17 protein-coding genes are annotated in these 24,026 nt (G+C 46.2%); 3 read left to right on the forward strand and 14 right to left on the reverse strand.

The window, feature by feature from the left end; translation table 11 throughout:
• Nucleotides 1–55 precede the first annotated feature (55 nt).
• The 12 genes from QUA57_RS14020 to QUA57_RS14075 form a co-directional block, all read right to left on the reverse strand.
• On the reverse strand, nt 56–1,357 hold the full coding sequence (locus QUA57_RS14020; protein ID WP_333061591.1) for a cytochrome P450: 1,302 nt from the start codon (nt 1,355–1,357) through the stop codon (nt 56–58).
• Nucleotides 1,358–1,559: 202 nt separating this feature from the next.
• Complete coding sequence (locus tag QUA57_RS14025) at nt 1,560–4,997, reverse strand: PAS domain S-box protein (RefSeq protein WP_333061590.1); 3,438 nt, start codon at nt 4,995–4,997, stop codon at nt 1,560–1,562.
• Between the two features lie 643 nt (nt 4,998–5,640).
• Entirely contained in the window at nt 5,641–7,674 is a 2,034-nt protein-coding gene (locus QUA57_RS14030; protein ID WP_333061589.1) for an ABC transporter ATP-binding protein, read from the reverse strand.
• Between the two features lie 271 nt (nt 7,675–7,945).
• Nucleotides 7,946–8,458: a hypothetical protein gene (locus tag QUA57_RS14035; protein ID WP_333035161.1), complete on the reverse strand. Its 513-nt coding sequence runs from the start codon at nt 8,456–8,458 to the stop codon at nt 7,946–7,948.
• A 330-nt stretch (nt 8,459–8,788) separates the two neighbouring features.
• Complete coding sequence (locus QUA57_RS14040) at nt 8,789–9,055, reverse strand: hypothetical protein (protein ID WP_333061588.1); 267 nt, start codon at nt 9,053–9,055, stop codon at nt 8,789–8,791.
• A 99-nt stretch (nt 9,056–9,154) separates the two neighbouring features.
• Nucleotides 9,155–9,592, reverse strand: coding sequence for a DUF3574 domain-containing protein (locus QUA57_RS14045; protein ID WP_333061587.1), 438 nt, complete (start codon nt 9,590–9,592; stop codon nt 9,155–9,157).
• A 372-nt stretch (nt 9,593–9,964) separates the two neighbouring features.
• Entirely contained in the window at nt 9,965–10,312 is a 348-nt protein-coding gene (locus QUA57_RS14050) for a hypothetical protein (RefSeq protein WP_333061585.1), read from the reverse strand.
• 333 nt (nt 10,313–10,645) lie between these two features.
• A complete protein-coding gene (locus QUA57_RS14055) occupies nt 10,646–11,728 on the reverse strand; it encodes an ABC transporter ATP-binding protein (protein ID WP_333061583.1) in 1,083 nt (360 codons plus the stop codon).
• A 118-nt stretch (nt 11,729–11,846) separates the two neighbouring features.
• Nucleotides 11,847–12,710, reverse strand: coding sequence for a carbohydrate ABC transporter permease (locus QUA57_RS14060; RefSeq protein WP_333061582.1), 864 nt, complete (start codon nt 12,708–12,710; stop codon nt 11,847–11,849).
• Between the two features lie 71 nt (nt 12,711–12,781).
• Nucleotides 12,782–13,690: a sugar ABC transporter permease gene (locus tag QUA57_RS14065; protein ID WP_333061581.1), complete on the reverse strand. Its 909-nt coding sequence runs from the start codon at nt 13,688–13,690 to the stop codon at nt 12,782–12,784.
• A 190-nt stretch (nt 13,691–13,880) separates the two neighbouring features.
• The gene (locus tag QUA57_RS14070) at nt 13,881–15,197 is read right to left on the reverse strand and encodes an ABC transporter substrate-binding protein (protein ID WP_333061580.1); all 1,317 of its coding nucleotides are present in this window, start codon (nt 15,195–15,197) and stop codon (nt 13,881–13,883) included.
• Between the two features lie 693 nt (nt 15,198–15,890).
• Nucleotides 15,891–17,240: a DUF4912 domain-containing protein gene (locus QUA57_RS14075; RefSeq protein WP_333061579.1), complete on the reverse strand. Its 1,350-nt coding sequence runs from the start codon at nt 17,238–17,240 to the stop codon at nt 15,891–15,893.
• 784 nt (nt 17,241–18,024) lie between these two features.
• On the opposite strand from QUA57_RS14075, the gene cysS reads away from it, so the two are divergent.
• Nucleotides 18,025–19,578, forward strand: coding sequence for a cysteine--tRNA ligase (gene cysS / locus QUA57_RS14080; protein ID WP_333061578.1), 1,554 nt, complete (start codon nt 18,025–18,027; stop codon nt 19,576–19,578).
• 91 nt (nt 19,579–19,669) lie between these two features.
• On the opposite strand, the gene QUA57_RS14085 is transcribed toward cysS, so the two are convergent.
• Entirely contained in the window at nt 19,670–20,620 is a 951-nt protein-coding gene (locus QUA57_RS14085) for an alpha/beta fold hydrolase (protein WP_333061576.1), read from the reverse strand.
• Between the two features lie 146 nt (nt 20,621–20,766).
• On the opposite strand from QUA57_RS14085, the gene QUA57_RS14090 reads away from it, so the two are divergent.
• The gene (locus tag QUA57_RS14090) at nt 20,767–21,879 is read left to right on the forward strand and encodes an AI-2E family transporter (protein WP_333061575.1); all 1,113 of its coding nucleotides are present in this window, start codon (nt 20,767–20,769) and stop codon (nt 21,877–21,879) included.
• Between the two features lie 297 nt (nt 21,880–22,176).
• Here the strand turns inward: QUA57_RS14090 and QUA57_RS14095 are convergent, their stop codons facing one another.
• On the reverse strand, nt 22,177–23,112 hold the full coding sequence (locus QUA57_RS14095) for an OmpA family protein (protein ID WP_333061574.1): 936 nt from the start codon (nt 23,110–23,112) through the stop codon (nt 22,177–22,179).
• A 240-nt stretch (nt 23,113–23,352) separates the two neighbouring features.
• Here QUA57_RS14095 and QUA57_RS14100 point away from each other — a divergent pair, with 240 nt between their 5' ends.
• A complete protein-coding gene (locus tag QUA57_RS14100; protein WP_333061573.1) occupies nt 23,353–24,024 on the forward strand; it encodes a hypothetical protein in 672 nt (223 codons plus the stop codon).
• Nucleotides 24,025–24,026 lie beyond the last annotated feature (2 nt).

A 24,026-nucleotide genomic window follows, 5' to 3' on the forward strand; every position in this document is an offset into this window, starting at 1 on the left:
GCCTGTTCTCAAGAAGAAGAGGAAAATTAGGAGGGTGTAGAACTGAAGCTTTTACTTATTTCATTGTTGTTCGACGAAATTTTACTCGCAAACCGTCGCGAGGATGAGGCATCGGTATTGTGATCAAATTCAAATCTTGATCCGGTAACAGATCCCACTCGTACTCCCGAACCATCTTTGCTGCAAACAACTTCATCTCTAATCGGGCAAATTCTTTGCCCAAACATTCTCGCAAACCGCCGCCAAAGGGCACGTAGCTGAAAGGTTTAGGCGATCGCTCAGAGCTAAATCGATCGGGGTCGAATCGAGCTGGTTCAGGATAAAGTTGACTATCCTGATGGGTTTGAGTAATCCCAGAAACCACGGTCCAACCCTTGGGAATTTCATAGCCGCCGAACTCACAAGCATTAATTACTGTCCGAAAAACACCTCCAGCCGGTGGAACTAGACGCAGCACTTCTCGCAGCACCTGTTCTAAATAAGTCATTTGTTTGAGCTGTTCCAAGGTTAGCGGTTCAGTTGCGGGGAACTGCTGCTGTTCGGCCCGCACTTTTGCCATCACATCGGGATGTTGGGCTAGCAGAAGGCAAAAAGAGGCGATCGCCGAAGTTAAAGTTTCGTGTCCCGCAAACAGCAACAACAGCACTTGATCTTTTAACTCATCCAAACTCAAACTATTTCCCTCCTCATCGCGAGCCGAAATCAGCAAACTCAAAGCATCATTGCCACTATGGGTTCCTTGTTTGCGATCGCGAATAATCTTTTCAAGTTCTGCCAACAGCAGCTTTCGGCACTTTTTAGCTTTACCAAACTGACTCCACGGCACATCTAAAGGAATCGAAAATAAACCCTTAGACCAAGTTTCAAAATAATGTCCTAGCGCCGTTTCCGAACCTTTTTCCATCCCTACTAACAACTTACCCGCAACATCAAAAGTATAATTTCTCAGTTCAGGATACCAAGTCATGGTTTCCATTTTGACCCATTTTTCCAAATAGCGCTGAGTGATATCTTCCATCGCACCGATGTAGCCGGCTAAAGCTCTAGGCTGAAACGCTTGGTACAGCAACTTGCGCCGATTTTGGTGGTTAGCACCCGTTTGCAGTGACAAGGAAAGCGACCCTAAAAGCGCTTTGGTACTCGGAGGAAAACTCACAACAAAATATTGGTTTTCATTGCTTAAAACAAACAAACTAGCCTCTTGGCCACGCACAAACACGGTAGGCTGTCCGAAAATGCTGGTTTTGAAAATGGGCCCGTACTGCTGGTGGCGTTTTTTGGCAAATTGGGAATCTTGCAAAAAGTTGAGGGTATCGCCAATTAGGGGTAAACCGAAACTACCGGGAGGTAATGCCATTTTAGATTTTAGATTTTAGATTTTAGATTTTTAATATCATATCAATTTTAGTTGGAGGGTGGGCAATACGCACCAGACAAATTTCTGGTAAAATAACTTTTCTCTGTTTGTATCCTGTAGGGTGTGTCAGTCTTAAGGTTTGTACAAAAAAAATCAGGTTTTTCCAACTGATGCAAATTAGTATTTTCACCGACAAACCAATTTAATTTTCTGGTCTTTTAATCGGAATCTCGATTATAAATTCAGTGCCTTTCCCCACCACCGATAAACACTTAATTTCACCTTTATGTTTTTCTACAATAATTGAATGGGAAATCGCTAAACCCATCCCCGTTCCTGAACCGATCCGTTTGGTAGTATAGAACGGGTCAAATATCCGTTGCTTGACTTGATCGGTGATACCTGGACCGTTATCAGCAATTCTAATCACAGCGAGAGTACCTTCTACCTCTGTACGAATGCGGATAATTCCCGGATGTTCTAGCGGTTCTTGTAACACGTCAATAGCGTTAGCAATAATATTCATAAACACCTGATTCAATAGTCCGGCGTAGCACTCCACCCGTGGCAATTTTCCGTATTCTTTAACGATTTGAATTGCTGGGCGATGGTAATCCGTAGCCACTACGTTAACGGGCTGAACTTTCAAACGGTGTTCTAAAATCATCAATGTGCTGTCGATGCCTTCGTGAATGTTAACCTTTTTCATGTCAGATTCATCGAGGCGAGAGAAATTTCGCAAACTCCGCACGATATCCCGGATGCGAGTGGCTCCCACCTGCATAGAAGACAGCATTTTCGGCAAGTCGTCTAGCACAAAATCCAGCTCTAACACCTCTATTTCCTCCTGAATTGCTGGAGAAGGTTGCGGGTATTCATCTCGATACATTTGCAGCAGTTTCATCAGGTTTCTGGTGTATTCTTCTGTGTAGGTAAGATTGCCGAAGATAAAGCTGACCGGGTTATTGATTTCATGGGCAATCCCCGCAACCATCTGACCGAGACTCGACATTTTTTCGGCCTGCACGAGTTGAGTTTGAGCTTGCTGGAGCTCGCACAGAGTTACTTCGAGTTTAGCAGCTTGTTCTTGCGCTATCCGGGCTGAATCGAGGCTTTGAGTGTAAAGTTCAGATTGACTGATGGCGATCGCCAATTGATCGCCAATTGCCTCCATTAACTCCACTTCCTCTTTTGTCCACTTACGCACCTCGCTGCAAGAAATGCAGCTAACAACACCAGTTAAACCTCCGGCACTTTTAATCGGCAAATCCAAAACAGACTTGCAACCAACCTCCAAAAAGAACTTTTGTTCTACGGGATCGCTGACAGTTGTAACATCATCTATTTGATAAACTTCCAAATTAGCGATTTTTTGTGGCAGCATACCCGTTATGTCAGCAGGAAAATAACCCAAAAGCGAGGACAAGTCATCATTCTTAGCTTCGTGGACGACATCCCAAGCAGGCGGCGAAGCGTCGGGCAAATACCAGATAAACACACAGTGATCGACTTGCAGCAAGTCGCGAATCTGCTGCACAGTTGTTGCCAAAATAGTATCTAAATCTAGAGATTCGCGGATATTGCTAGCTAGCTGGTTCAGCAGCGCTTCCTGCTCCGCTAACTTCCGGAATCTCGCTTCCGAAGCTTGCAATTTGAGTTGAGCTTCTTTTTGTTGTGTAACGTCCAAACCCAAGCCGATTAAGCCTATCGCGCTGCCGTTGGCCTCTTTTACCTTAGCTTTAATTACCTCTAAATGGTGATTTTTACCGTCAGCAAACTTGATAATTTCATCAGCATAAAAAGGACTATCTTGACTCCAGACTTGCACGTCAGACGCCATGCAGTTAGCAAATGCTTCCGCTCCCAAAATTTCACAACAGTGAGATGCTGCCAAAAATCTTTCTTCAGGAACGTTCACAGATTCGCAAAAAGTTTTGTTAACCAACAGCATCTTGCCTTTAGTGTCAGTCAGCCACACCCAAATGGGAGCGTTGTCAATAATTGCCCTCAAAGTTTGCTTTTGTGTGGCGAGAGCTTCTTCTGTTTGTTTGCGCTTAATCCCCAGGGCGATCGTATCGGCACTTGACGCCAAAGCAATCAGGGTTGATTCGTTCAACTCTTGGCGAGCAAACATCGCGATTACTCCCAGCAACTGATTGTCAACAATTAGCGGATATCCAGCAAAAGCCACCATTCCTTCTCGTGAGGCCCATTCTTTGTCGCTGACTCGGGGATCTTCTTGCACACAATTAGTGATGTGAGGTTGTCGCTCCAGGGCGATTAAACCAATCTTGAACTCGCCGACAGCAATGCGGCTGTGAGCGCCGTCAATATGAGTATATATCCCCGCGCTTGCTTGCAGTTGCAATACATTTCCGTCTTCATTCAATGTCCAAATCCGAGCAAAGGCAACATCCAAATGGCGCACAACTGCATCGGCGCAATATTGCAAAGTTGTACGCAAACCCTGGTTTTGAGTTAGAACAATTCCCACATCTGCTGTGAATAAAGAAAGTTTCAATTGTTCTGCTAAAGCTTGTTCTGCTATTTTGCGCTCTGTAATGTCCGTAGCAGCACCGAGACGCTGCTTAATTTTTCCCTCCTCGGTTCTGCTAAATACAATATTCCGGCTGACTAACCAGTGCCAACAATTTTGTCGATCGCGTACCCGATATTCGTACTCAATAACTTCGCCGTCGGGAGCATTTTCTAATTGCTGAAAATATCCGGGAAATTTAGCTAAGTCGTCAGGGTGGATGATGGTGGGCAGTAGATTGCTGCCCATGTTTTCAACTTCTTCGGCGGTATAGCCGAGGATGTCACTGATTTCGCGGTTGCTGTAGACATTTCGCTGCTCGCTTTCATCGTAAACAAAGAGAAGATTCGGACTGGTATTGGCAATTCGCTCAACAAAACGCTGACTCTCTTGCAGCGCTGCTTCTGCTTGTTTTTGAGCGGTAATGTCGCGGCCGACACCATACATCAATTCTTCCTCCCAGAAACGGCTACCAGTCCAGGCTATCCACTTGTAAGAACCGTTCCGACAGCGCCAGCGGTTTTCAAACCCAACGGTATTATTCCCCGCAGCCAGACTTTCAGCTTCTTTTAAAGTAGCTTCGCGATCGTCTGGATGCACGAATTCGAGGAAGAGTTGGCCAATCATTTCTCCTGGGGAATAGCCGAGTATTTTTTCTGCTGCTGGGTTGATGAGTTTTACATAACCGTCAAAACCAAGGACGCACAGCAGATCTAGCGATAGGGTAAAAAAGAGATCGCCCCCGTTGGGTTCGCTGGAGGGGCGATCGTTTTGGGCTACGACAGCAGAGGCGTTTGAGCGCGCCGATACCGCTAAAAAGACAAAATTTGCTATTGCCAAAAATCCCAGGGCGAGTGGGCTATCGTAGAAATTATCACGACTGCCAGCTACCAGCCACCCGTTTAAGACAAGCAGTACAATTATCAAAATTGAGAATACACTGCCAGGGGCGATCGTCGCTACGCTGATTTTTTTTTCATAGTTCTTTCTAGATTCTGCCTTTTCTATTCTGGTGACTACTGCCGTAATTTTTGTCCACAACACTTGCATTAAGTTCGAGAATTTAGTGCTTTTTGATTCTTCGATACGAACAGAAGATTTCATTTTTTTACTCTTGATCCCGTTTTACTTTTGATGAGCCAAAATTACAAGAATAAAGATGTTTAAATATTGTAAAACTTTCCTAGCTTGCGAAATCTAGCCTTTTAAGATTTGCGTAAATCTACGCAACCCCACCAGAGAATTAAGTGTATTTACGGAATTAGGGAGCAATCTCTTTTTAGGTGGGGTGGGCATTTTCTACTTTTTCCGGCTCAGAGAGAGAGTTTATCTATAATACTACGCTACTTATTGTTGTTAGTCATTGGACATTTAGCCTAATTTAGGTAGTCCTGGACGCAGAACCTAATTATGTACGCTGCACATGAAGATCCTTACCGGGTTATAGTAGCGTGTTATACCACTTTTTGCGTCCAGGAATGACCGCGTTGGATGTACGAAAATACTGCGTGGAGAGTCCTGGCTGTGGGTTAAACAGCCCGGAATATTAGTCAAGTTCAAACAGGTTGAAGTTGAGCATAAATTATGAAGTTAAAATAAATATAAACTGCTGATTTGTGAAGATAAAAAGAAAAAAACCTTCATAGCAGTTTTTCCTTGCAGGAGATGTTCGCCCGTAATGGTTAATTAGTAATTGGTAATTGGTCACAGGCAATTGGTACTTGATACGAGTTTAAAACACTAAATATCAATTTTGTTCTGATTCATTTGCAGGCGACGGGAGCCACGCAGCTTGGCGACCTAGTTGCTGTTGCCGAATTCGCTCCAAATTTCCCGCAGGAATAGCAGCTATAAGCTGCCGGGTGTAAGCTTGCTGCGGCTGCCTGTAAATGCGCTCAGCAGTGCCAATTTCCTCGATTTTACCTTTGTTCATGACGATCGCGCGATCGCTCATAAACTTGACCACGCTCAAATCATGAGAAATAAAAATATAAGTCAGTCCAAACTCTGTTTGCAACTCCTTCAGCAAATTTAAAACTTGCGCCTGCACCGACACATCTAATGCCGAAACCGACTCATCGCAAATAATAAACTTAGGATTCAAAGCCAAAGCTCTAGCAATACAAATTCGCTGCCGCTGTCCGCCCGAAAACTCGTGAGGGTAGCGCCGCATAAAATCGGGATTTAAACCCACTCTATCCAACAAATAAGCCGCGCGCTCGCGCTGTTCTTTGTGGTTCTTACCAAAGCGGTGAATTACCATCGGTTCCATCACCGCATCCCCAACATTTAGACGCGGATCGAGAGAACTAAAAGGGTCTTGAAAAATAATTTGCAGATCGCGCCGCAGCCACCGCAATTTGCGATCGTACTCTTTTTGCATCCGATAATTAGCCATCCACTGCGATGCCGAAATACTTTTCGCAGGAGGCGTAATTTCTTGACCTTCAAAAAACACTTTACCGCTGGCGATCGGAATTAATTGCAGCAAAGCTCTCGCCAAAGTAGATTTGCCGCAGCCAGACTCGCCCACCAAACCCAAAGTCTCGCCCGGGTAAACCTCAAAAGAAATATCGTTTACCGCCATAAACAAGCGTTTAGTTTCGCCAAACATTCCCTGCACCGGAAAACCGACTCGCAAGTTATCAACAGCTAGCAAAGGGCCGGAAATATGCGGCAGCCGAGGCGGTTTTCCTGTTGCAAAAGCGGAATTTCCCCCGCTATTGTCGCCGTCTAAATCGGCATTTTTCTCGACAATTACTAATTCGCCACTAGCATTTGTGGTGACATCCATAAAATCGGAAACTGTCGGCAAGCGGCGCAGTTGCCGATCGAGAGTTGGGCGGCAAGCTAATAAACCTTTTGTGTAAGGATGTTGGGGATTACTGAAAATTTGTTCGATCGCACCGCACTCAACAATCTTGCCTCGGTACATCACCGCCACGGTATCGCCAATTTCAGCAATGACGCCCAAATCGTGGGTAATAAAAATCATTGCCATGCCTCTAGAGTCGCGCAACTCGCGCAGCAAAGCTAAGATTGTTGCCTGCACGGTTACGTCCAAAGCCGTGGTAGGTTCATCAGCAATTAATAAAGTTGGATTGCAAGAAATGGCCATTGCAATCATCACGCGCTGGATTTGACCGCCTGAGAGTTCGTGGGGATAGCGATCGAGCATAGCTTGTTTTTGGCCGTTGACAAGCTGCATCAAATCGCGATCGTCCTCCATCACTGCTTGATTTCCCGCAGCAGCCCGGGAATGCTCTTGCCGCAAAGCCAAACACCGCTGCCTGAGCTCATCGTCGCCCGGTAGCAGCTTCACTTCTTGCAGCAGAGAAGCAGCTTGGCGCCGCGCTTCTGTCTGGGACACCTGTTGGTGCAAACAAATGGCTTCTGTGAGTTGAAATCCGATCGTATAAACGGGATTTAGCGAACTCATCGGCTCTTGAAAAATCGTCGCAATCTGGCTGCCCCGGTATGTTTGTTTTTCCCTGTCCGGCATTTCCAGCAGATTCACAGGCCCATTGCTAGCGCCGTCTTTTGTCGGAGAAAACCAAATTTCGCCATCGATTTTCGTTGACGAACTCGACAGCAAACCCATAACAGCCAGGGATGTTACCGATTTTCCCGACCCCGACTCTCCCACGATGCCCAGAGTTTGCCCTCGCTTGACCTCAAAGGAAATGCCGTCAACCGCTTTGACGGTTGCAGACGCATCGCCTGCGTCCGCAGATTGAAATTGAACCCGCAGGTTGCGAACTTCTAGGACGGTTTCACTCATGGAAGTCTATGACAAAAATTAAAGGGAGATTAAGTGGATTGTAGCAGGGCCTGTTCAAGGCAGAAGGCACGGGGAAAGTTTTAAGATTGCTTCGTTCCTCGCGAAGCGTGGCAATCTGAAAACTCAGAGCTAGTTATAGCGGATCTCAATCAGGTGAGGTACTCGCGGGCTTTCTTACCAATTCCGCAATCGAAAATCGAAAATCGAAAATCCCAATCAGTACCTCACTCAATTGACAATTGCGATAAGTGCCTTCTGCCTGCAATTTTCCTCAAAAACCTATGACTTGAGTGTCAGCAGGCAGTGCAGTGGCCTCAGAGACCTTTTTAAACACAGTTGCCTGCTCGTTTAAGGAATTAGGTCTGGCCTGTCCGGGATTGGTGCCTTGCAACTGAAGGCGCATTTGACCTTCGGGAGTCAATTCAAAAACAGTCTCAACGGTTTCTGTGCTGCTGAGGCCGACATCAATGTGCATCGGTTTTTCACCGAGATTAACTTTGTACCTCATTTCTTTGGCGCGGGCGGCTCCGTCGGGGCCTTTAGCCATGAGAAACAATTTGCCTTCTGGGGCAAAGACGAAGGTGAAAGACTGACCGGAGGGGACTGTGCCTTGCCATTGACCTAGGAGTTGCTGGTCGAGGTTGCTAGCGGCCGGGGCTGCTGTTTCTTGGGCAATTGTTGGTGTTGCTGCGGATGCTGGGCCGAGTGAGGCGTTGAAGCTAATGAGGATGCCCAAGCAAAGGCTACCTGCGATCGCTTTACCAATCATTTTTGAATTAGACATGAGACAGATCTAAAAATTGGTTATTTGTTTTGTACACTGTAGCGGTAAAACCGTACTTTGTTTAGTTTAAATCCCTTTTATGGATAGATATAGGTTGCGGTTCAAACCTGCAACGCAGTTGTTATCCCCGGACTAAAGCTTTTCCTGAGCTTGTTTAAGGGTCACGGGGCTTTCAGTTTTTTTTATTGTAAAATCCAATACAAATCCGGCTTAAGCTGCACAGTTCGCTGTTCTGAGTTGATTGTTCTTCACTCAAAACAGCTAATTGACTATTGCGTTCGATCGCACCCCCAGATAGTTTAGCAAATCGATCGCATTAATAGTCTGTCATTAATTTTTTTCAGGATCGGGTTCGACTTGTTCTGTCGGAGATTCCGGCGCGGGTTCCTGTGGATTTCGCGAGCGTTTCATTCGCTCCAATGACTCTGCGTAAGACCAAGCCACGTTAACAAGAAAAGCTTTCGCCATGGCGGACAAATTTTGTGCATCATCGGTTTCAGGCGCTTCAGCTTTTTGGTTGCCGTCGTTCATCATGTTTTTGTTTTCTCCCGTGCAGGTTTTTATAGCGATTTTTTGCAGTCTGCGATCGATACCCACAAATTATGATTTTTCTTGCACCCGCACCCTAATTATCTTTGAGGATATGACCTTGATTACCACGAATAATATCATAAATACGCTGATTGGATGACCACATCAGAAAGAAACCTTAACTTCGCTGGTTGCCCGCAGCACTGACTCTTGCTGGAAAGTGCGCTTGTAAGTTTCGATAATTTCATGAATAGCTTGATTTTTTTCAGGACTACTTTCATAAATTAAAATAACTATTTTAGAGTTTTCTCTAATCAGAATTCCCGAACTGTTGAGAAACTGCCCGGAGCTGTCTAATACGGTTAGCCCTTCGCGAAAGCGAGGGGTAATAACTGCCTTGACAAACTCCTGCCATTCGGATTCAGAAATTGTCTCGCCTCCCGGTTTGGTTAAGCCAAAAAACAGTTCATCTTTGAGGAGATTTGTTTGCTTGGCATTAGTCTCCGAAGTTTCGGGAAGTTGAGCGCGGGCAATTGTCGCAGGACAAACAGGCAGGATGAACAGCAGGCACGTCACGCAAAGACTGTTAAGATGTTTATTCATCAGGAATTACGCGAAAATTCTATATTGTGGACAGTTGTTTCTAGCGTGCCCTTGAAAGGTTGATTGAGAATACTGCAATATCTCAGTTTTAACCACCGAGTCTGAGCAACGGGTTTTTAACGCGAATTTGATTTAATTTAACATAAAAGACTTCCAACTCAAAAACCCAGTTTCACCTGAGAAACTGGGTTTTTGAGCATCTGTTCTAGTTTATGTATGCTCGACTACTTGATTGCGTCTGTCGTATTAAGTAGCTCAACCTATTTAAACGTCAAACTTTTCAGGTGTTCAGAAACCCGGAAGGGCGAGCACTCTTGGCTGCGCCCCGAAAGCAATCAGGTTTCTCAGTGTTATATTTTTTAGGTGGAGCTACTAATCCTTTAATTCGCGGATACTTCTCTTAGCAGTGTCTTGATACATCTCCCCCATTTCTTTCACGGCTGCTCCTGCCTCTTGGCCAATCTTCTGAGCTCGATCGCCGGGAGAGTCTGAGGTTTCGCGAGCTTCTTGCCTCCATTCCCGCGTTGTTTGGGGTCTTTCAGGATTGTTGAGCTCAGATTTTGAGCTTGCTTGCGTGCTAAAACCTTTGTTAGTGCGTCCCGAATCAACAGTGGTTGTCAGCACCAGAAAACCGACTAGGACAACACTCAAAAAACTCTTAATTTGAAAGCCCTTAAGCAGGGAACTGATACGAGCAATGGCTGTGGAAATCAAATTCATCTCAGTAATACTCCCTAAGTTGATTGGTGATAATTTTCAACATTTTTTCATCTAATTGACTCGCTCCAAAATCAGCAGCTAATGCGAGGTAAAGCCAACATAGCTTTAACTTCCGATTAACCACCTAAATAGAGTTATAGGTTAGCGATAAAATTTGGTAAACACGCAACCTATGTGTCAGCCAATTAGCTTTTTCACACATGAATATCACATTAACAGCCACCAAATAGTTCTACCTCTAACTAAAGTCATAACTTAATTAGAAGCAAAAAACATTTTTTTATACACATGGTTAGACAATTTTTAATCAAGCATGGTATGCAGGGCAAATTCTTATTGCAAGCGATCGCCCGTTTTCACGTCAAACCAGTGCAGCAACTGAGGCGGAAAAACCAGCTCTACAATTTCTGAATTCCAGTGGCGGTCATTTGGCAGCAAAGCCCGCACCGTTACTGACTCCAAACCTTTAACTCGGACGCTAACTAAATTTTGCATTCCCAAGTTTTCCACTAAATAAACCTCACCTTTAATTGCCTCTGGGGCAGACATCTTGCCGGCCTCTGCATCTGCAAAGCCGACGTGTTCCGGGCGAATTCCTAACACAATTTCTGGGGGCACAGTCGGCATATCTGGTAGTCGAACTCGAAAATCGCCCAACTGAGCAAAATTGCCCTGGCATTTAAGCACTAGCAAATTCATTTGCGGGCTGCCCACAAAACCAGCGACAAACTGATTTGCTGGACGAGTATAAATTAAGTGTGGCGGATCGAGCTGCTGCACATTGCCGCTGTTGAGAACTGCGACTTTGGTAGAAAGCGTCATGGCTTCGGTTTGGTCGTGAGTTACGTACACTACAGGAGCTTTTTGGGAGGAAAACAATTGTTTGAGTTCTGCCCTAACTTTTTCCCGTAATAATGCGTCGAGATTGCTCAAAGGTTCGTCGAGCAAAAATACTTCCGGTTGGCGCACTAATGCGCGGCCGAGGGCGACTCGCTGCCGCTGTCCGCCTGATAGTTTTCCGGGTTTGCGATCAATTAATTCCGTCAATCCAAGGGATGTTGCAACTTCCGTCACTAACCGATTGATTTCGCTGGAGGAGATTTTGCGAAGTTTGAGACTCGATGCCATATTCTCGTATACTGTCATGTGCGGATACAGCGCGTAACTTTGAAAAACCATTGCAATATCGCGATCGCCCGGTCTGAGATAAGTGACATTGCGATCGCCAATTCTAATCTCGCCCCTAGTCGGCTGTTCTAACCCTGCAATTAACCGCAGCGTCGTAGATTTGCCGCACCCCGACGGCCCCAGCAAGGTCAGAAATTCTCCTTCGCTGACATCCAAACTAATGTCTTTTACGGGAACAACTTTAGGGCTGTAGGTTTTATTGAGGTTTTTGAGTTGCAATTTTGCCATGATTTTTAAACTGTTGACTGTTGACTGTTGACTGTTGACTGTGTTGTTTGACTCGTTCCCAGGCACAGCCTAGGAACCAGTTCAATCTAAAATCTAAAATCTAAAATCTAAAATCGATTTATCCTTTTACCGCCCCCGCAGTTAAACCCTGAACAATGCGCCGCTGGAATACCAAAACCAGCAAAACCAAGGGCAAAGTTCCCAAAACGGTAGCTGCGGCGATCGGGCCGTAAGGAATCTCAAAGACTGACACCCCGCTGAGTTGAGCTGTGGCGACGGGAATGGTTTTTAGAGATTCGCGAGTCATAAATGTTAGTGCAAATATAAACTCGTTCCAAGCTGAAATAAATGTTAAAATTCCCGTTGTGACTAACGCGGGAAATGTCATCGGCAGTACGATTTGCCACAGCATTTGAAAAGTGTTGTATCCGTCAACTTTAGCCGCATCTTCCAAATCTTTTGGCAATTGTTGAAAGAAACTCCGCATCACCAAAATTGTCAGCGGCAGATTGATCGCAGTATAAGGAATAATTAATGCTAAATAATTATTTCCTAAATCCAAAGCTTTGACAATTTCTAGCAGTCCCAAAAATAGCAGCACCGCCGGAAATAGTGTCACAATCGTCACAGTTGCCAGGATGATTTTTTCGCTCCACAGCCGCAACCGGGCTAAAGCGTAAGCTGCGGGAGCCCCTACTGCTAAACACAGTAATGTTGAACTAATGGAAACAAAAGCGCTATTTAAAATGTAAAGAGCAAACGGGCGGCGCTGGAACAGCGACAGGTAATGATCGAAAGTAATTCGTTTGGGAATGTAGACGTTTGGAATCGCTGAAATATCCGCATTTACTTTGAAAGAAGTTAGCACCTGCCAGAGGATGGGTGCAATGAAATATGCGACTATTAAGAGCGCTGAAATTGGCAAGATTAGTTGCCGGATGTTAAAGGTTTTTTTGGTAGGTTGTTCGCGGGCTATAGACATAATTTGTACCAATGAAATAAAAGTGCAACAGTTGGTTCTCTAAAATCAAAAATCCCAAATCTAAAATCGTTTTAGTTTCCTCCGGCTGCATTGATGCGGGCTCTCGATAACAGGTAAGCGGCGATCGCAACTGCTGCCACTAACAGCAAAAAAGTACACACCACCAAAGCCGCCCCATACCCAAAGTCTAAATACCTCATTACCGTGCTGTAAATGTAGATAGAAACCGTCTCCGTTGCCCCCGCCGGTCCCCCTCCCGTCATCACCTGAATCAAGTCAAAAATGCCGAAAGCTTGGGCAAATCGAAACAGCACAGCAATCACAATTTGTGGCATCAGCAGGGGCACGGTAACTTGACGGAAACTCTGCCAGCTACTCGCGCCGTCAATGGCGTGTGCTTCATACAAATCACCGGGAATTGATTGCAATCCCGCTAGCAAAAGCAAGCTGACAAAGGGTGTAGTTTTCCACACATCTGCTGTAATCACTGCCATCATTGCCAAAGTCGGATCTCCCAACCAGCTAATGCTATTTTGAATCAATCCCAAACGCCTCAAAATGTCGTTAATTACGCCGTATTGGTCGTTAAAAATCCACGCCCAAGCTACTCCCATCAATGCAGTGGGCAGTGCCCAAGGTAGCAGGGAAATTGTCCGCACGATGCCGCGTCCTGCGAAGGATTGATTTAAGACTAAGGCAATGCCCATACCAATAATTAATTCCAGCACAACAGAGGCGACAGTAAATACTGTGGTGTTGCCTAAAGTTTGCCAGAAACGCCCGTCGCCTAACATTCGACTGTAGTTAGCAAAACCGGAAAAAACCAGTTTTAATTCTGTACCGAGGTTTTGGGTGAATAAACTCAGCCAAAAAGCGCGCAATATTGGGTAAGCAAATACTAGCATCAGAATTATCAAAGCTGGTGCTACTAATATCCATCCGGTTTTTTGTTCGCGCTGTCGCATCTTGTCTAATTGCATATTTCTCACCTTTAATTTATTTTTGGGCGGGCTATGAGCAACTGCCCACAATTGAATTAACTTTTTGTGGAACAGGCAAGATGCCTGTTCGGGCGGGCAAGATGCCCAACCCCTACTCCCCACCATAAAAAAATTCACTCTTTGTGGAACAGGCATCTTGCCTGTTTCTGACAGAGGCAAGATGTCAAATTTACGAAGCTTGGGGTTGTTTCAAACTGCCTAATAAATTGCGAGTTTCGCTAGCTGCTGCTTTCATTGCTTGTTCTGCACTCATTCTCCCGGTAAAAGCTGAACTCAAATAACGCTGCAAAATATCAGAAGCTTGAGCGTATTGTGCCAGGGGCGGGCGCAAAGCTGACCGTTCCACTACTTTTAGCAGTTGCGGGTAGTGGGGATATTTTGCGACTATTTCTTTGTTAATAAATAGGGATTTGTAACTGGGAACTAAACCGGTTTGTAAAATAAATTTGCGTTGTGTTTCCTCGCTGGTAAGGTACTGAATTGCTTTCCACGCTTGTTCTGGATGTTTTGAGGTTTTGGCAATTCCCCAGCCCCAGCCGCCCAAGCAGGAACCGCCTGTTTGACCGATACTGCTGAGCATTGGCTCGATCGCAATTTTGCCCCTAACATTCGATCCTTCGGCATTTGCCAGCTTCCAAACATACGGCCAGTTTCGCAAAAAAAGTGCTTTGCCGTTTTGAAACAACAGCCGGGTTTCTTCTTCGCCGTAGGTGGTGACACCCGGAGGAGAAATGCCAGAGGCGATCGTATTTTTGAGAAATTCCACTGCTTTAATTGCCTCGGGTTTATCTAACCCAACTTCAAAAGTTTGCGGGTTAGCCCAGAAGCCGCCGAAACCGGAGAGCACTTCAACAAACATCGCAGATACTCCCTCGTATTGTTTACCTTGCCACAGATAACCCCAAGTTGCTTTTCCCTGTTTTTGCAAGTTTTGAGAGATTTTTACCATCTCTTCAAAGGTTTTCGGGGCTGGAATTTTCGCTTGTTCTAAAATGTCTTTGCGGTAATAAAGCATTCCGGCATCGGAAGCATGGGGAATTCGGTAAAGTTTGCCCCGATACCGCCCGCCTTCGACGTTACCTTTGATGAATTTGGAAAGTTGTTCCGGGGGAATTTTGTCTGTCAAATCGCTTACCCAACCGGCGGCTGCAAATTTGGGAACCCAGACAATATCCATGTTGATGATGTCGTAGGGCGATTCGCCTAAAAGAAAGGCAGATGTGTAAAGATTTTCTATGAGGTTGCTGTCGAAAGGCCCTTCTATGAGGTTGATGCGAATGTCGGGGTTTTTCTGTTCAAATTCTTTGACAAAGGGTTTCCAGTTAACAAGGTCTTGACCTTGCATTAACATGGTGAGCACGACTGGCTGTTGAGTCAGTGCCGGCAGAATAAATAAAAGCAAGACGGCGGCTAATGTGACAGCAAATAAGGCTAAAAGACGGGGACGCTTCTGGCTTCGTTGCTGCGGGGAATTTATTTTTTGCATTTGCTTTTGAGAAATGGCAGTGCGATCGCCTTATTTCTCTCATAACTCGCTTTCTTTTGTTTCGCTGGATTTAGCGAGTTTGTGCAATAAAAATTTAAGTAAACTTTAGCTTACTTAATAATACTTGACTGAAGAATGCAAATTTTGTTTTAAGTCTGTCCAAGGGGAGTTAAGTAGACATCTATCTATAGAGAGATATTGAGAAAGTTGTCTAAGCTAGCAGTTGTCAATCGGATGAAACTCACATCTTGCACCATTCTCAAGAACAGGCTTTTCGGCCTGTTCCACAATGAAATTCATCTCTTGTGGAACAGGCCGAAAAGCCTTTTCCTACACAAGTAATTGAGAATTGTGCAATATCTCAGATGAAACAAAGTAGGGACTTAAGCTTGACCTAAGTCCCTACAGATGCTCGCATACAATCTATATTTATCCGTACTTTTAAGCATTGGTATAACTTTTGTCGATCGCCCAATCGACGAGCTATTCTACTATAAAAACCCGGTTTTCAAGTAAGTCCTAAATACAAAAAACACCGCTCCTCAAAACAGGAGAACGGTGTATAGGGGGTGTTATGGGTTGTTGTCTGGGATTAACCTTAACAAATCACGATCGGCTGAGGCTATGCCTTGTGATGGTTAAAAAATTGGCACAAACCTGCATGATCGCCCGTTGCTTGATCGACCTTTGCGATTAGCCCAACCATTCCACCACAGCATCCTGCTTGGTATTGGTGCGCCGTTCTGGGGTTTCGCGGTTGAATTTCAAGTGGATGGCGCGGTTTTGTTCGCCGTCTGCTGCTACTGCAAAAATCGGATAGTCGATTAAGCCGTCTTGGAAGGACATCTGGAAGCGGAAAGTGCCGTCAGCATTGAGTTTAATCGGCTGTCCGCCTACGTAGACGGTAGCGTCAGGCTCGGTGGCCCCGTAGACGATCAGTTCGGCATCAGCAACTAACCAGAACTGGCGGGGGCGCATCGGGGCGGCGAAGCCAACTCCCGACATACCGACACCGGACATACCAAAACCAGACATGGTGAGACCGGACATACCGACACCGGACATACCGACACCCGACATGGTGAGGCCGGACATACCCACACCCGACGTGGTGAGGCCGGACATGGTGGGAGCCGCCCACATTCCGACGCCGGAGGGGAACACGTAGGAACTGAGAGCTTGTTCGTGGATGCCAACTTGCTGGACGGAACCGGCGACGTGCTGCATGGAACCGAAGACAGAACCCGCTACGCGCAGGGCTTCGGCAGATTCTGCCATGCCGAATATTTGTTCGTAGATGGCGTTGCTGGTGCTGTAACCACCGCCATTGACTGCTTGTGCGAGTTTCTTGGCCGGAGGAACCAGTTCCGCGAATGTTTTGCCCTGCAATTCTTCTTCCCAGTCGAGGGTGATGAATTGATCTTCAATCCAGTCGCTGGGATAGACGGGAGGAACGCGGACTTCAGCCGATCGAGCTAATACCAGCCAGCGGCCATCTGCACAGCGGTAGCCGATGTCGATCGCGTAGTCCCGATCGCTCACGGGGATTGGCACGTACCATTCCCGCGCCAGTTCGTCGCAGGGATATTCTTGAATGCTGTGCGGGCTTTGAATGTCGAGGTTAACATCTGTAACGTCGTAGATCCGCAGGGCGAGTTGCTGTCCTCCTTGGCGACGCAATTCTTCTTTGCGATCGTTGGGAATGTCCCAGTAAGTGTAGGCCCATTCAGGGTCGCGGGGCATTAAAACCACCCGGCTTTCGCCGTAGCCGTTGGGCAAATCTGCTAAACCTTCATCTACAGACGACAAAGAACCGCCTGTTCTATCTTCTTGACCGAGTTCAAACTTTGCTGCTTCCACTGCTTCTTGTGCCTCTAGTTTGCGAGATGGGCTGTAGGAAAATTTGGTGCGTTGAATTTCTTGAATTGATGCCAGAAGTTGCGATTTCCGCATCCGGCTGTAGCGAGAGACTCCACATTCGCTAGCCACTCTGCGGAGTTGTCGCAAAGTCATCTCTTCTAATGGTGGGCGTTCTTTTGCCATGAGTTGGTTCTCCACTAATTTAGGATGGCGGGTTAGATTTTTTTCTTTCAACACAAATGTGTTGACTTTTTGAGTTAGAAACTCTTTTAAATCCACATATTATCGAGCTTCCAAATCTCTCCAACCTTTGAAGCCTTGCTTGTTTTTAGCTTGTCTTGTCCCCCATGCGATCGGGGTTTGGACTTATTGGCTTCTGCGCGCACCGCCCGATCTAAATAAAGCTTTATCTGTCGATTCTTGATTGACAAGATCGATTTTGTGAGTGCGATCGGTGCTGCTAGCAACGCTGTGCTTGCAGCACACGCGCTATTCGACTCCCAGGGGTGCTTAATCCAAGCATTTCTTTGGGATCGCTTTGTCATGACTTAATGTTGCAGACAAATTGCGATCGGGTCAAGGGGTCTTTTCCCTCAATCCTGGGTACTTATACGCATTTTCGTGATTTTGGGGATCAGATTGTCATGGAATCTTGACAATACTCCGCTTGCGGGGATCGTCTCGGAAACTATTGTCAAGATTCTCTGACATGAATTAGATTTGAGATTGAGTCGGCTGGGGCGGTACTATGGATAGAGGAAATTTAGTACAAAATTTGCTAGGCTGGCAGTTGGGCGATTGTCTTATGCAAGCTTCGCTAACGGGCGATCGCAACTACAAACCAACACTCCTGAACGCAAAAATGGTTTGACGCGCTACTGATACAGATAAGGTGGGTACTGCACACCCTACACATAGACGTTCTGCGTAAATCTTGTAAAATCTAAAATCTAAAATCTAAAATCGAATGACTCTAACGCTTTACAACAGCTTGACCCGTCGCGAATCACCTTTTGATCCCCTCGAACCAGGAAAGGTGCGGATATATTGCTGCGGCGTTACGGTATACGATTACTGCCACGTCGGCCACGCCCGCGCTTACATTGTTTGGGACATGGTGCGGCGTTATCTAATGTGGCGGGGATACGATGTGCGCTACGTGCAGAATTTTACAGATATTGACGACAAAATTCTCAACCGCGCCCGCGAAACCAATTCCACAATGGAAGCCGTGGCGGAACGCTTCATCGAGGAATATTTTGTAGATATGGACAAGCTGAATATTCTCAGGGCCGATGAATATCCCCGCGCCACCCATACAATCGACGGCATTAAACGGCTGATTCACGAATTAGAAAATAAAGGTTATGCCTATGCTTCCGGCGGCGACGTTTACTACAACGTGAGGCAGTTTGCAGATTACGGAAAACTTTCCGGCCGCAAGTTAGAAGAAATGCAGGCCGGGGCTAGCGGTAGATTGGAAACCGCAGAAATAGAAGCTCAAAAAAAGCAAGATTCGTCAGATTTTGCCCTGTGGAAAAGCGCTAAACCCGGAGAACCTGCTTGGGATTCATCTTGGGGAAAAGGTCGCCCCGGATGGCACATCGAATGTTCGGCGATGGTGCGCGATTGCTTGGGCGAAACTATTGACATTCACTGCGGCGGTTCCGATTTAACTTTTCCGCACCATGAAAACGAAATTGCTCAATCTGAAGCCGCGACTGGCAAGTCGCTTGCTAATTATTGGATGCACAATGCTTTTGTGACTGTCAATGGCAAAAAGATGTCGAAATCTTTGCACAATTTTATTACAATTCGCGATTTGTTGGATGGGAAGTGGTCGGGCGATACAGCTTTGGAAAGAAGCGAGAACTCAAAAGCGGTGGAACCGATGGCGGTGAGGCTGTTTGTGTTAACAGCGCACTACCGCAGTCAAATTGATTTTACCGAAGAGGCGATCGCCTCTGCAAAAAATGGCTGGCATACTCTTGAAGAAAGCCTACTTTTTGGTGATTTGCACGGTTCCCAATTGGGCTGGGATGTAGATAAAATCAAGAAATTGCCCATAGGGGAGAGTGAGGCTGTACAGCAATTTAGAGCAGCGATGGATGATGATTTCAATACTCCTAATGCTTTAGCTGTTGTGTTTGAATTGGCGAAGGAATTGCGGCGCGAAAGGAATATAATTGTACATGGGGGAAAAACGGAAATGCCTTCGGAAGTGTTGCAACACAAGTGGCAGAGTCTTGTTAAGTTAGGCGAAGTTTTAGGATTTAAAAAACCCAATCTCGTCCCGCTAAGTGCGACTATCAATATCCCTTCCGCATCTTTCAGTATTAATAAAGTTGAAATCATTAGGGGATTAACTGATGAGGAGATTGAGGTGATGATTCAGCAGCGGAAAGATGCCCGAAAAGCTAAGAATTTCGCTGAGGGCGATCGCATTCGCAACGAACTCAAGGATCGGGGCATTACTTTGATCGATCAAAAAGATGGTACAACCATCTGGCACCGGAGTTGAAATTTAGAGTTTTTTAATCGCAGATGAACGCGGATGAACGCACATGAAATTCCATCCGCGTTCATCTGTGTTCATCTGCTGATATCTGCGGTTAAAAACTCCCATTCACAAACTCCGCAACAGCCGCGACAAATTCTGCGGTGGATTCGTAGGGCAAAACATTGCGCCCCGGCATTAATAAACCTTTCGCATTGGGAAAATGGGCTAAATATTGCCCTAATCTTTCATCCGGTTTCTCTTCTTTACCCGCTTGACTGATGCTTGAGGCTGTTTCTCCCATCACAATCAGTGCGGGGCGATCGAACTTTTGAATCGTACCGCTATAATCCTGGCGCCACAACCCCGCTAAAAACGAGAAAACCGCGTGTCGGCTGTCAGGATTTGCCGCCCCTGCCTGCAAAGCATCCAACCATTCGCTGTCAACTTTCGCCGCATCGCCAAACAGTTGTTTCACTGAAAAAGAACGCAAAAACTCAGCGCGTCTGGCGTAGCGATAAAAAGCGTTTCCCAAGGGAGAATCTAACAAATTCCAGACAATTCTTTGCTGTCTTTCTGTCGAATGTTTGTTCATCACAGCCCAAGCGGGAGGCCCTGCGAGAACTAAGCCACGAATTAAATTTGAGTCGCTTTCCTGCTGCATTTTTGCTAAAGCCAAGGCTACCGACAGTAAAGCACCTTGCACGAGTACGATCGCAGGTTTTTTGACTACAGTTTCCAAGAAATACTGCAACTGTGCGGCCCAATCGTCAGGATAGCAAGCCACAGCCGGCATTTCGCAATCGCCGCAGCCCAAAAGGTCGGGATTGTAAATCGGATTAGTGTTCCCTGCTTTGTACCAACTCTCACAAAATCTATGCCAAAAGATTCTTGACAAACCCACTCCTATCGGATGAATTAATAATAAAGGAATGCTATCTAGTGCCGCAGTAGTTGGGTTATAAACATCATAAGCACAGCGATAATTTTGCCATCCGTAAAAGAGCGTTGGTGATTTTATAGACGAAATAGTGGAGAAATCTTGGGTTGAATATGGGGGTTGCATCTTATTTTTTTTTGAATCGATGTTACTTTTTATTGTAATATGAGTAGGTGCGGGTTTGACCCGACCTACATTTGGTAAATGAGAATATAAATAAACCCGCCCTGCGGGATGACATAAGCGTCAATACAAACCTTGATTACTTAATCATGTCAGAACAGCGGATTACCATTTCTTTACCTAACTTGCTGCTAATTGTAGCATCGTCCTTGCTGCTAGTGCTGCTGTGGCAATTGCGGAGCCTGCTAGTAATTCTGATGATATCAGTTGTGCTGGCTGCTTCGATCGTCCCGATCGTGAATTGGGCCCAAACCATGCGGGTTCCCCGCTGGCTGGCAGTGATTATGGTTTATTTAACTCTCATCGGCGGATTTAGCGGGACGGTAGTGTTAATCGGGCCGACGGTCATCGAACAAATAGAGTTACTGCTGCGACAGTTACCACTGTATGTTGAAAGTTTGCGAACTGTGGCAACTAATGTATTGAGTCGCCTAACGGACGATGCCCCAACCTTGGTGGGTCAGTTGGTGGACACTCAATCGCTGACTAATTGGCTGATTCGATCGAGTCAACAACTGGTTTTGCGATCGTACAGTTTAACGAGAGGCATTCTAGGCGGTGTCTTCAGCCTAGTTTTAGCATTATTTATTTCAGGTTACATGGTTGCGGACAGCGACACATTAATCAAAAGTTTGGTGCAATTTTTCCCAAAACCTTGGGACGCAAGATTAGCCGCACAAGCCGCGCCAATCGGTCAAAGAATGGGGAGTTATATTCGCGGGCGAGTGTTAGTTTCAGGCATTTTAGGGATATTTATTACCACAGGTTTGAGCATTTTGGGAATGCCGGAATTTTCTTTAGGCTTGGGTGCGATCGCAGGTGTTACCAACTTGATTCCCTTCATCGGCCCAGTGTTAGGAGCAGTACCAGCATTAATCGTAGCATTAGCTAAAGGTGGCTGGGTACTTGTGTGGGTATTACTGTTATTTGTAATCATCCAGAATTTAGAAACTTACGTACTCGATCCTTTGCTGGTTGGTTCATCGGTTGGTGTGCATCCTTTATATCAATTGCTGTCTGTCTTGGGAGGCGTTCAAGTATTAGGAATTATTGGAGCTGTAATTGTGCCGCCTTGGTTTGCGGGAGTAGCAGCTTTGATTGAGAACTTGTATTTAAAACCGAAACTTAGGAGCGAACATCGAGAGGCAATAGATCAAGCTAAAAATAATTCTGACTTGCCACCTCTTACACCTTCGGCTTGATAGCGTGGAAGATGGGGAAATGGGGCAATAGGGAGAGGGGAATTGAAATATTTAATTTATATCGTTTCTCTTGGAATCGGCATAATATGCTTGAAAGTGCAGTGCGAGCTTAATATCTCGCGAAAAGAACACTCGCGAGATATTAAGCTCGCACTATTAACTAAAGACTAGACTTGAATTGTATGCCTTCGCTCTCCTATGCTGAAATGCCTCTGTGTGGCATCGGCAGTTTCCCTATTAATCAAAGATTGATGTAATAAGTCTAATAACTGGTGACTGATTACTGATCGCTAAAAACTAAGGACTAATTGCCACTTCAATGCGGCGGTTGCGCTGCCGATTAGTATCGGAACTATTATCCACCGAAGGGCGACTTTCCCCATAGCCGATCGCCACCCAATGATACTTCTGACCGAGTACACCCGACAAATACTGCACCACCGCCTGAGCCCGCGCAAACGACACATTGCGATTATCCGCCGCTTCCCCCGCGTCGTCAGTGTGGCCCGCAACCCGCACAGTTGCCCCCTCGTGATTACTCAACTCCGCCACCAAATTGTCCAAAATCGCATTAGTTCCCGCGCGCAAAGAAATACTGCCAGTATCAAACAAAACATCGCTGGGTAGAGTCACCATCAGCCCATCCCCCCCAAACACCGGATTATTGGCATTCTGTGGGGCAGTATTCACCGTTTCAGGGTTCAGACTCGGGCTGCTGCCGATCGCCGGTAAAGCAGGGGCAACACTTGCCGCCGTTTCCGGCGCCGCCAATTCCCGCGACATCAACTGCAAACGCTTTTCCAAAGTTTCCGTCGGGCGGCTGCTGCCCAACTGACTCTCCAAAGCCGCGGTGCGACCAATCAGCGCGTTGAGTTCGCCCTGCAACTGTCTCAAATCCGACTGCAATTTCTCTCTCTGGGCAGGACTGACTGTTGACTGGGGAGTTGGTGTAGCGGTTGGTGGCGGGAGCGCCGGAATTGGCGTTGCTGGGGCGCGTTTCGGGCTGGAGGTCAAATTTTGAGTTACACGCAGCAATCTCTCTGCCAGCGGCATCTCCGTCGCGCCTGACGGATAAATTTGAGCGATCGCCATCCCCAGAACCCACGCAAAACCGCTGCCCACCCCCAGCAGCAGCAGTCGAAAAATCAGCGACAGTACAAGCAAACCTTTTCCCCGCGACTTGGAGACGCGAGTGGGGGGGATTGAAGGTTTTTGGTTAAAAGATCGCGTCATATTTCATCCCTCTCGGTGTACATACCAGATTAATTTCGATACTATCTTACCTATCCGATTTGAAATTTGAGATTTGAGATTTGAGATTTGGCCTCCAATCTAAAATCTAAAAAAGAAACCCGGTTTCTATAAATCTGGGGTTTGGTGGCGAAGCATCGAGGCAGAAACCCGGTTTCTAGTTTGTTGCGTGCCAGCCTGAATCTGTTGGATAATTCAGTAAAACTTTTGGAAAAAAAACCGATGACTGACCCTTTAAATAGCCCTTATCCCGTTCCTTGGGAATGGATTAGTGCCACTCATGCTAAAGTGAGCTCCACTGCCGGCACAGGCCTCCGCTATTATCGCAGTCCATCCCTAGTATCAACTAACGGCCAATACGCAGCTTACAGTCGAATTGAGTTGCAAGTGCAGCCGGAATTCTCCCAGTGTCGGGTTAGCAGCGTCATGTTTGTGGAAAATCTCAAAACCGGCGAACTGCAAACAGTGGCGGCTGCTTCGCCACTGGCCGAAAGTGGGATGTATGGTAGCGATGATACAGATATGTCCGGGACGATCGCCATTTTAGTGCCTGTTTCTTGGAATCAAGACGGTTCCCGCATTCTCGCCCGCGAATTTGAAGCACTTTTCAACTCTTCCGATATGTCCGACTACGGTGTCATTTGGGACAAAAATGATAACTACACTTATACCGTTGCTCCCGCTCGCAGTCTTTACACTCATGCTGTATTGTTGGGTTGGAGTCAAGTTTGTCCCGGAAAAGTTCTGTTCCGCGCAGGCAATTTGGGCGATCGATCTTGGCCTCTTTGTGCAGTGGATATGACAGGGCAAACGGTAGCAGTCACCGAGGACAAACCCCTAGTTTTCGGCAGTCAAGCCAGCACAGACTGGATCGAACCTAAAACTCGTTTTTAGAT

It is taken from the genome of Microcoleus sp. Pol7_B2, assembly GCF_036701035.1.
Taxonomy (GTDB): domain Bacteria; phylum Cyanobacteriota; class Cyanobacteriia; order Cyanobacteriales; family Microcoleaceae; genus Microcoleus.

Coding starts and splice junctions, on each gene's coding strand:
- QUA57_RS14035 (WP_333035161.1), bottom strand. CDS start 8,458: ATGTCTAATTCAAAAATGATTGGTAAAGCGATCGCAGGTAGCCTTTGC.
- QUA57_RS14045 (WP_333061587.1), bottom strand. CDS start 9,592: ATGAATAAACATCTTAACAGTCTTTGCGTGACGTGCCTGCTGTTCATC.
- QUA57_RS14020 (WP_333061591.1), bottom strand. CDS start 1,357: ATGGCATTACCTCCCGGTAGTTTCGGTTTACCCCTAATTGGCGATACC.
- QUA57_RS14075 (WP_333061579.1), bottom strand. CDS start 17,240: ATGGCAAAAGAACGCCCACCATTAGAAGAGATGACTTTGCGACAACTC.
- QUA57_RS14060 (WP_333061582.1), bottom strand. CDS start 12,710: ATGTCTATAGCCCGCGAACAACCTACCAAAAAAACCTTTAACATCCGG.
- QUA57_RS14050 (WP_333061585.1), bottom strand. CDS start 10,312: ATGAATTTGATTTCCACAGCCATTGCTCGTATCAGTTCCCTGCTTAAG.
- QUA57_RS14095 (WP_333061574.1), bottom strand. CDS start 23,112: ATGACGCGATCTTTTAACCAAAAACCTTCAATCCCCCCCACTCGCGTC.
- QUA57_RS14065 (WP_333061581.1), bottom strand. CDS start 13,690: ATGCAATTAGACAAGATGCGACAGCGCGAACAAAAAACCGGATGGATA.
- QUA57_RS14100 (WP_333061573.1), top strand. CDS start 23,353: ATGACTGACCCTTTAAATAGCCCTTATCCCGTTCCTTGGGAATGGATT.
- QUA57_RS14025 (WP_333061590.1), bottom strand. CDS start 4,997: ATGAAATCTTCTGTTCGTATCGAAGAATCAAAAAGCACTAAATTCTCG.
- cysS (WP_333061578.1), top strand. CDS start 18,025: ATGACTCTAACGCTTTACAACAGCTTGACCCGTCGCGAATCACCTTTT.
- QUA57_RS14055 (WP_333061583.1), bottom strand. CDS start 11,728: ATGGCAAAATTGCAACTCAAAAACCTCAATAAAACCTACAGCCCTAAA.
- QUA57_RS14030 (WP_333061589.1), bottom strand. CDS start 7,674: ATGAGTGAAACCGTCCTAGAAGTTCGCAACCTGCGGGTTCAATTTCAA.
- QUA57_RS14070 (WP_333061580.1), bottom strand. CDS start 15,197: ATGCAAAAAATAAATTCCCCGCAGCAACGAAGCCAGAAGCGTCCCCGT.
- QUA57_RS14090 (WP_333061575.1), top strand. CDS start 20,767: ATGTCAGAACAGCGGATTACCATTTCTTTACCTAACTTGCTGCTAATT.
- QUA57_RS14085 (WP_333061576.1), bottom strand. CDS start 20,620: ATGCAACCCCCATATTCAACCCAAGATTTCTCCACTATTTCGTCTATA.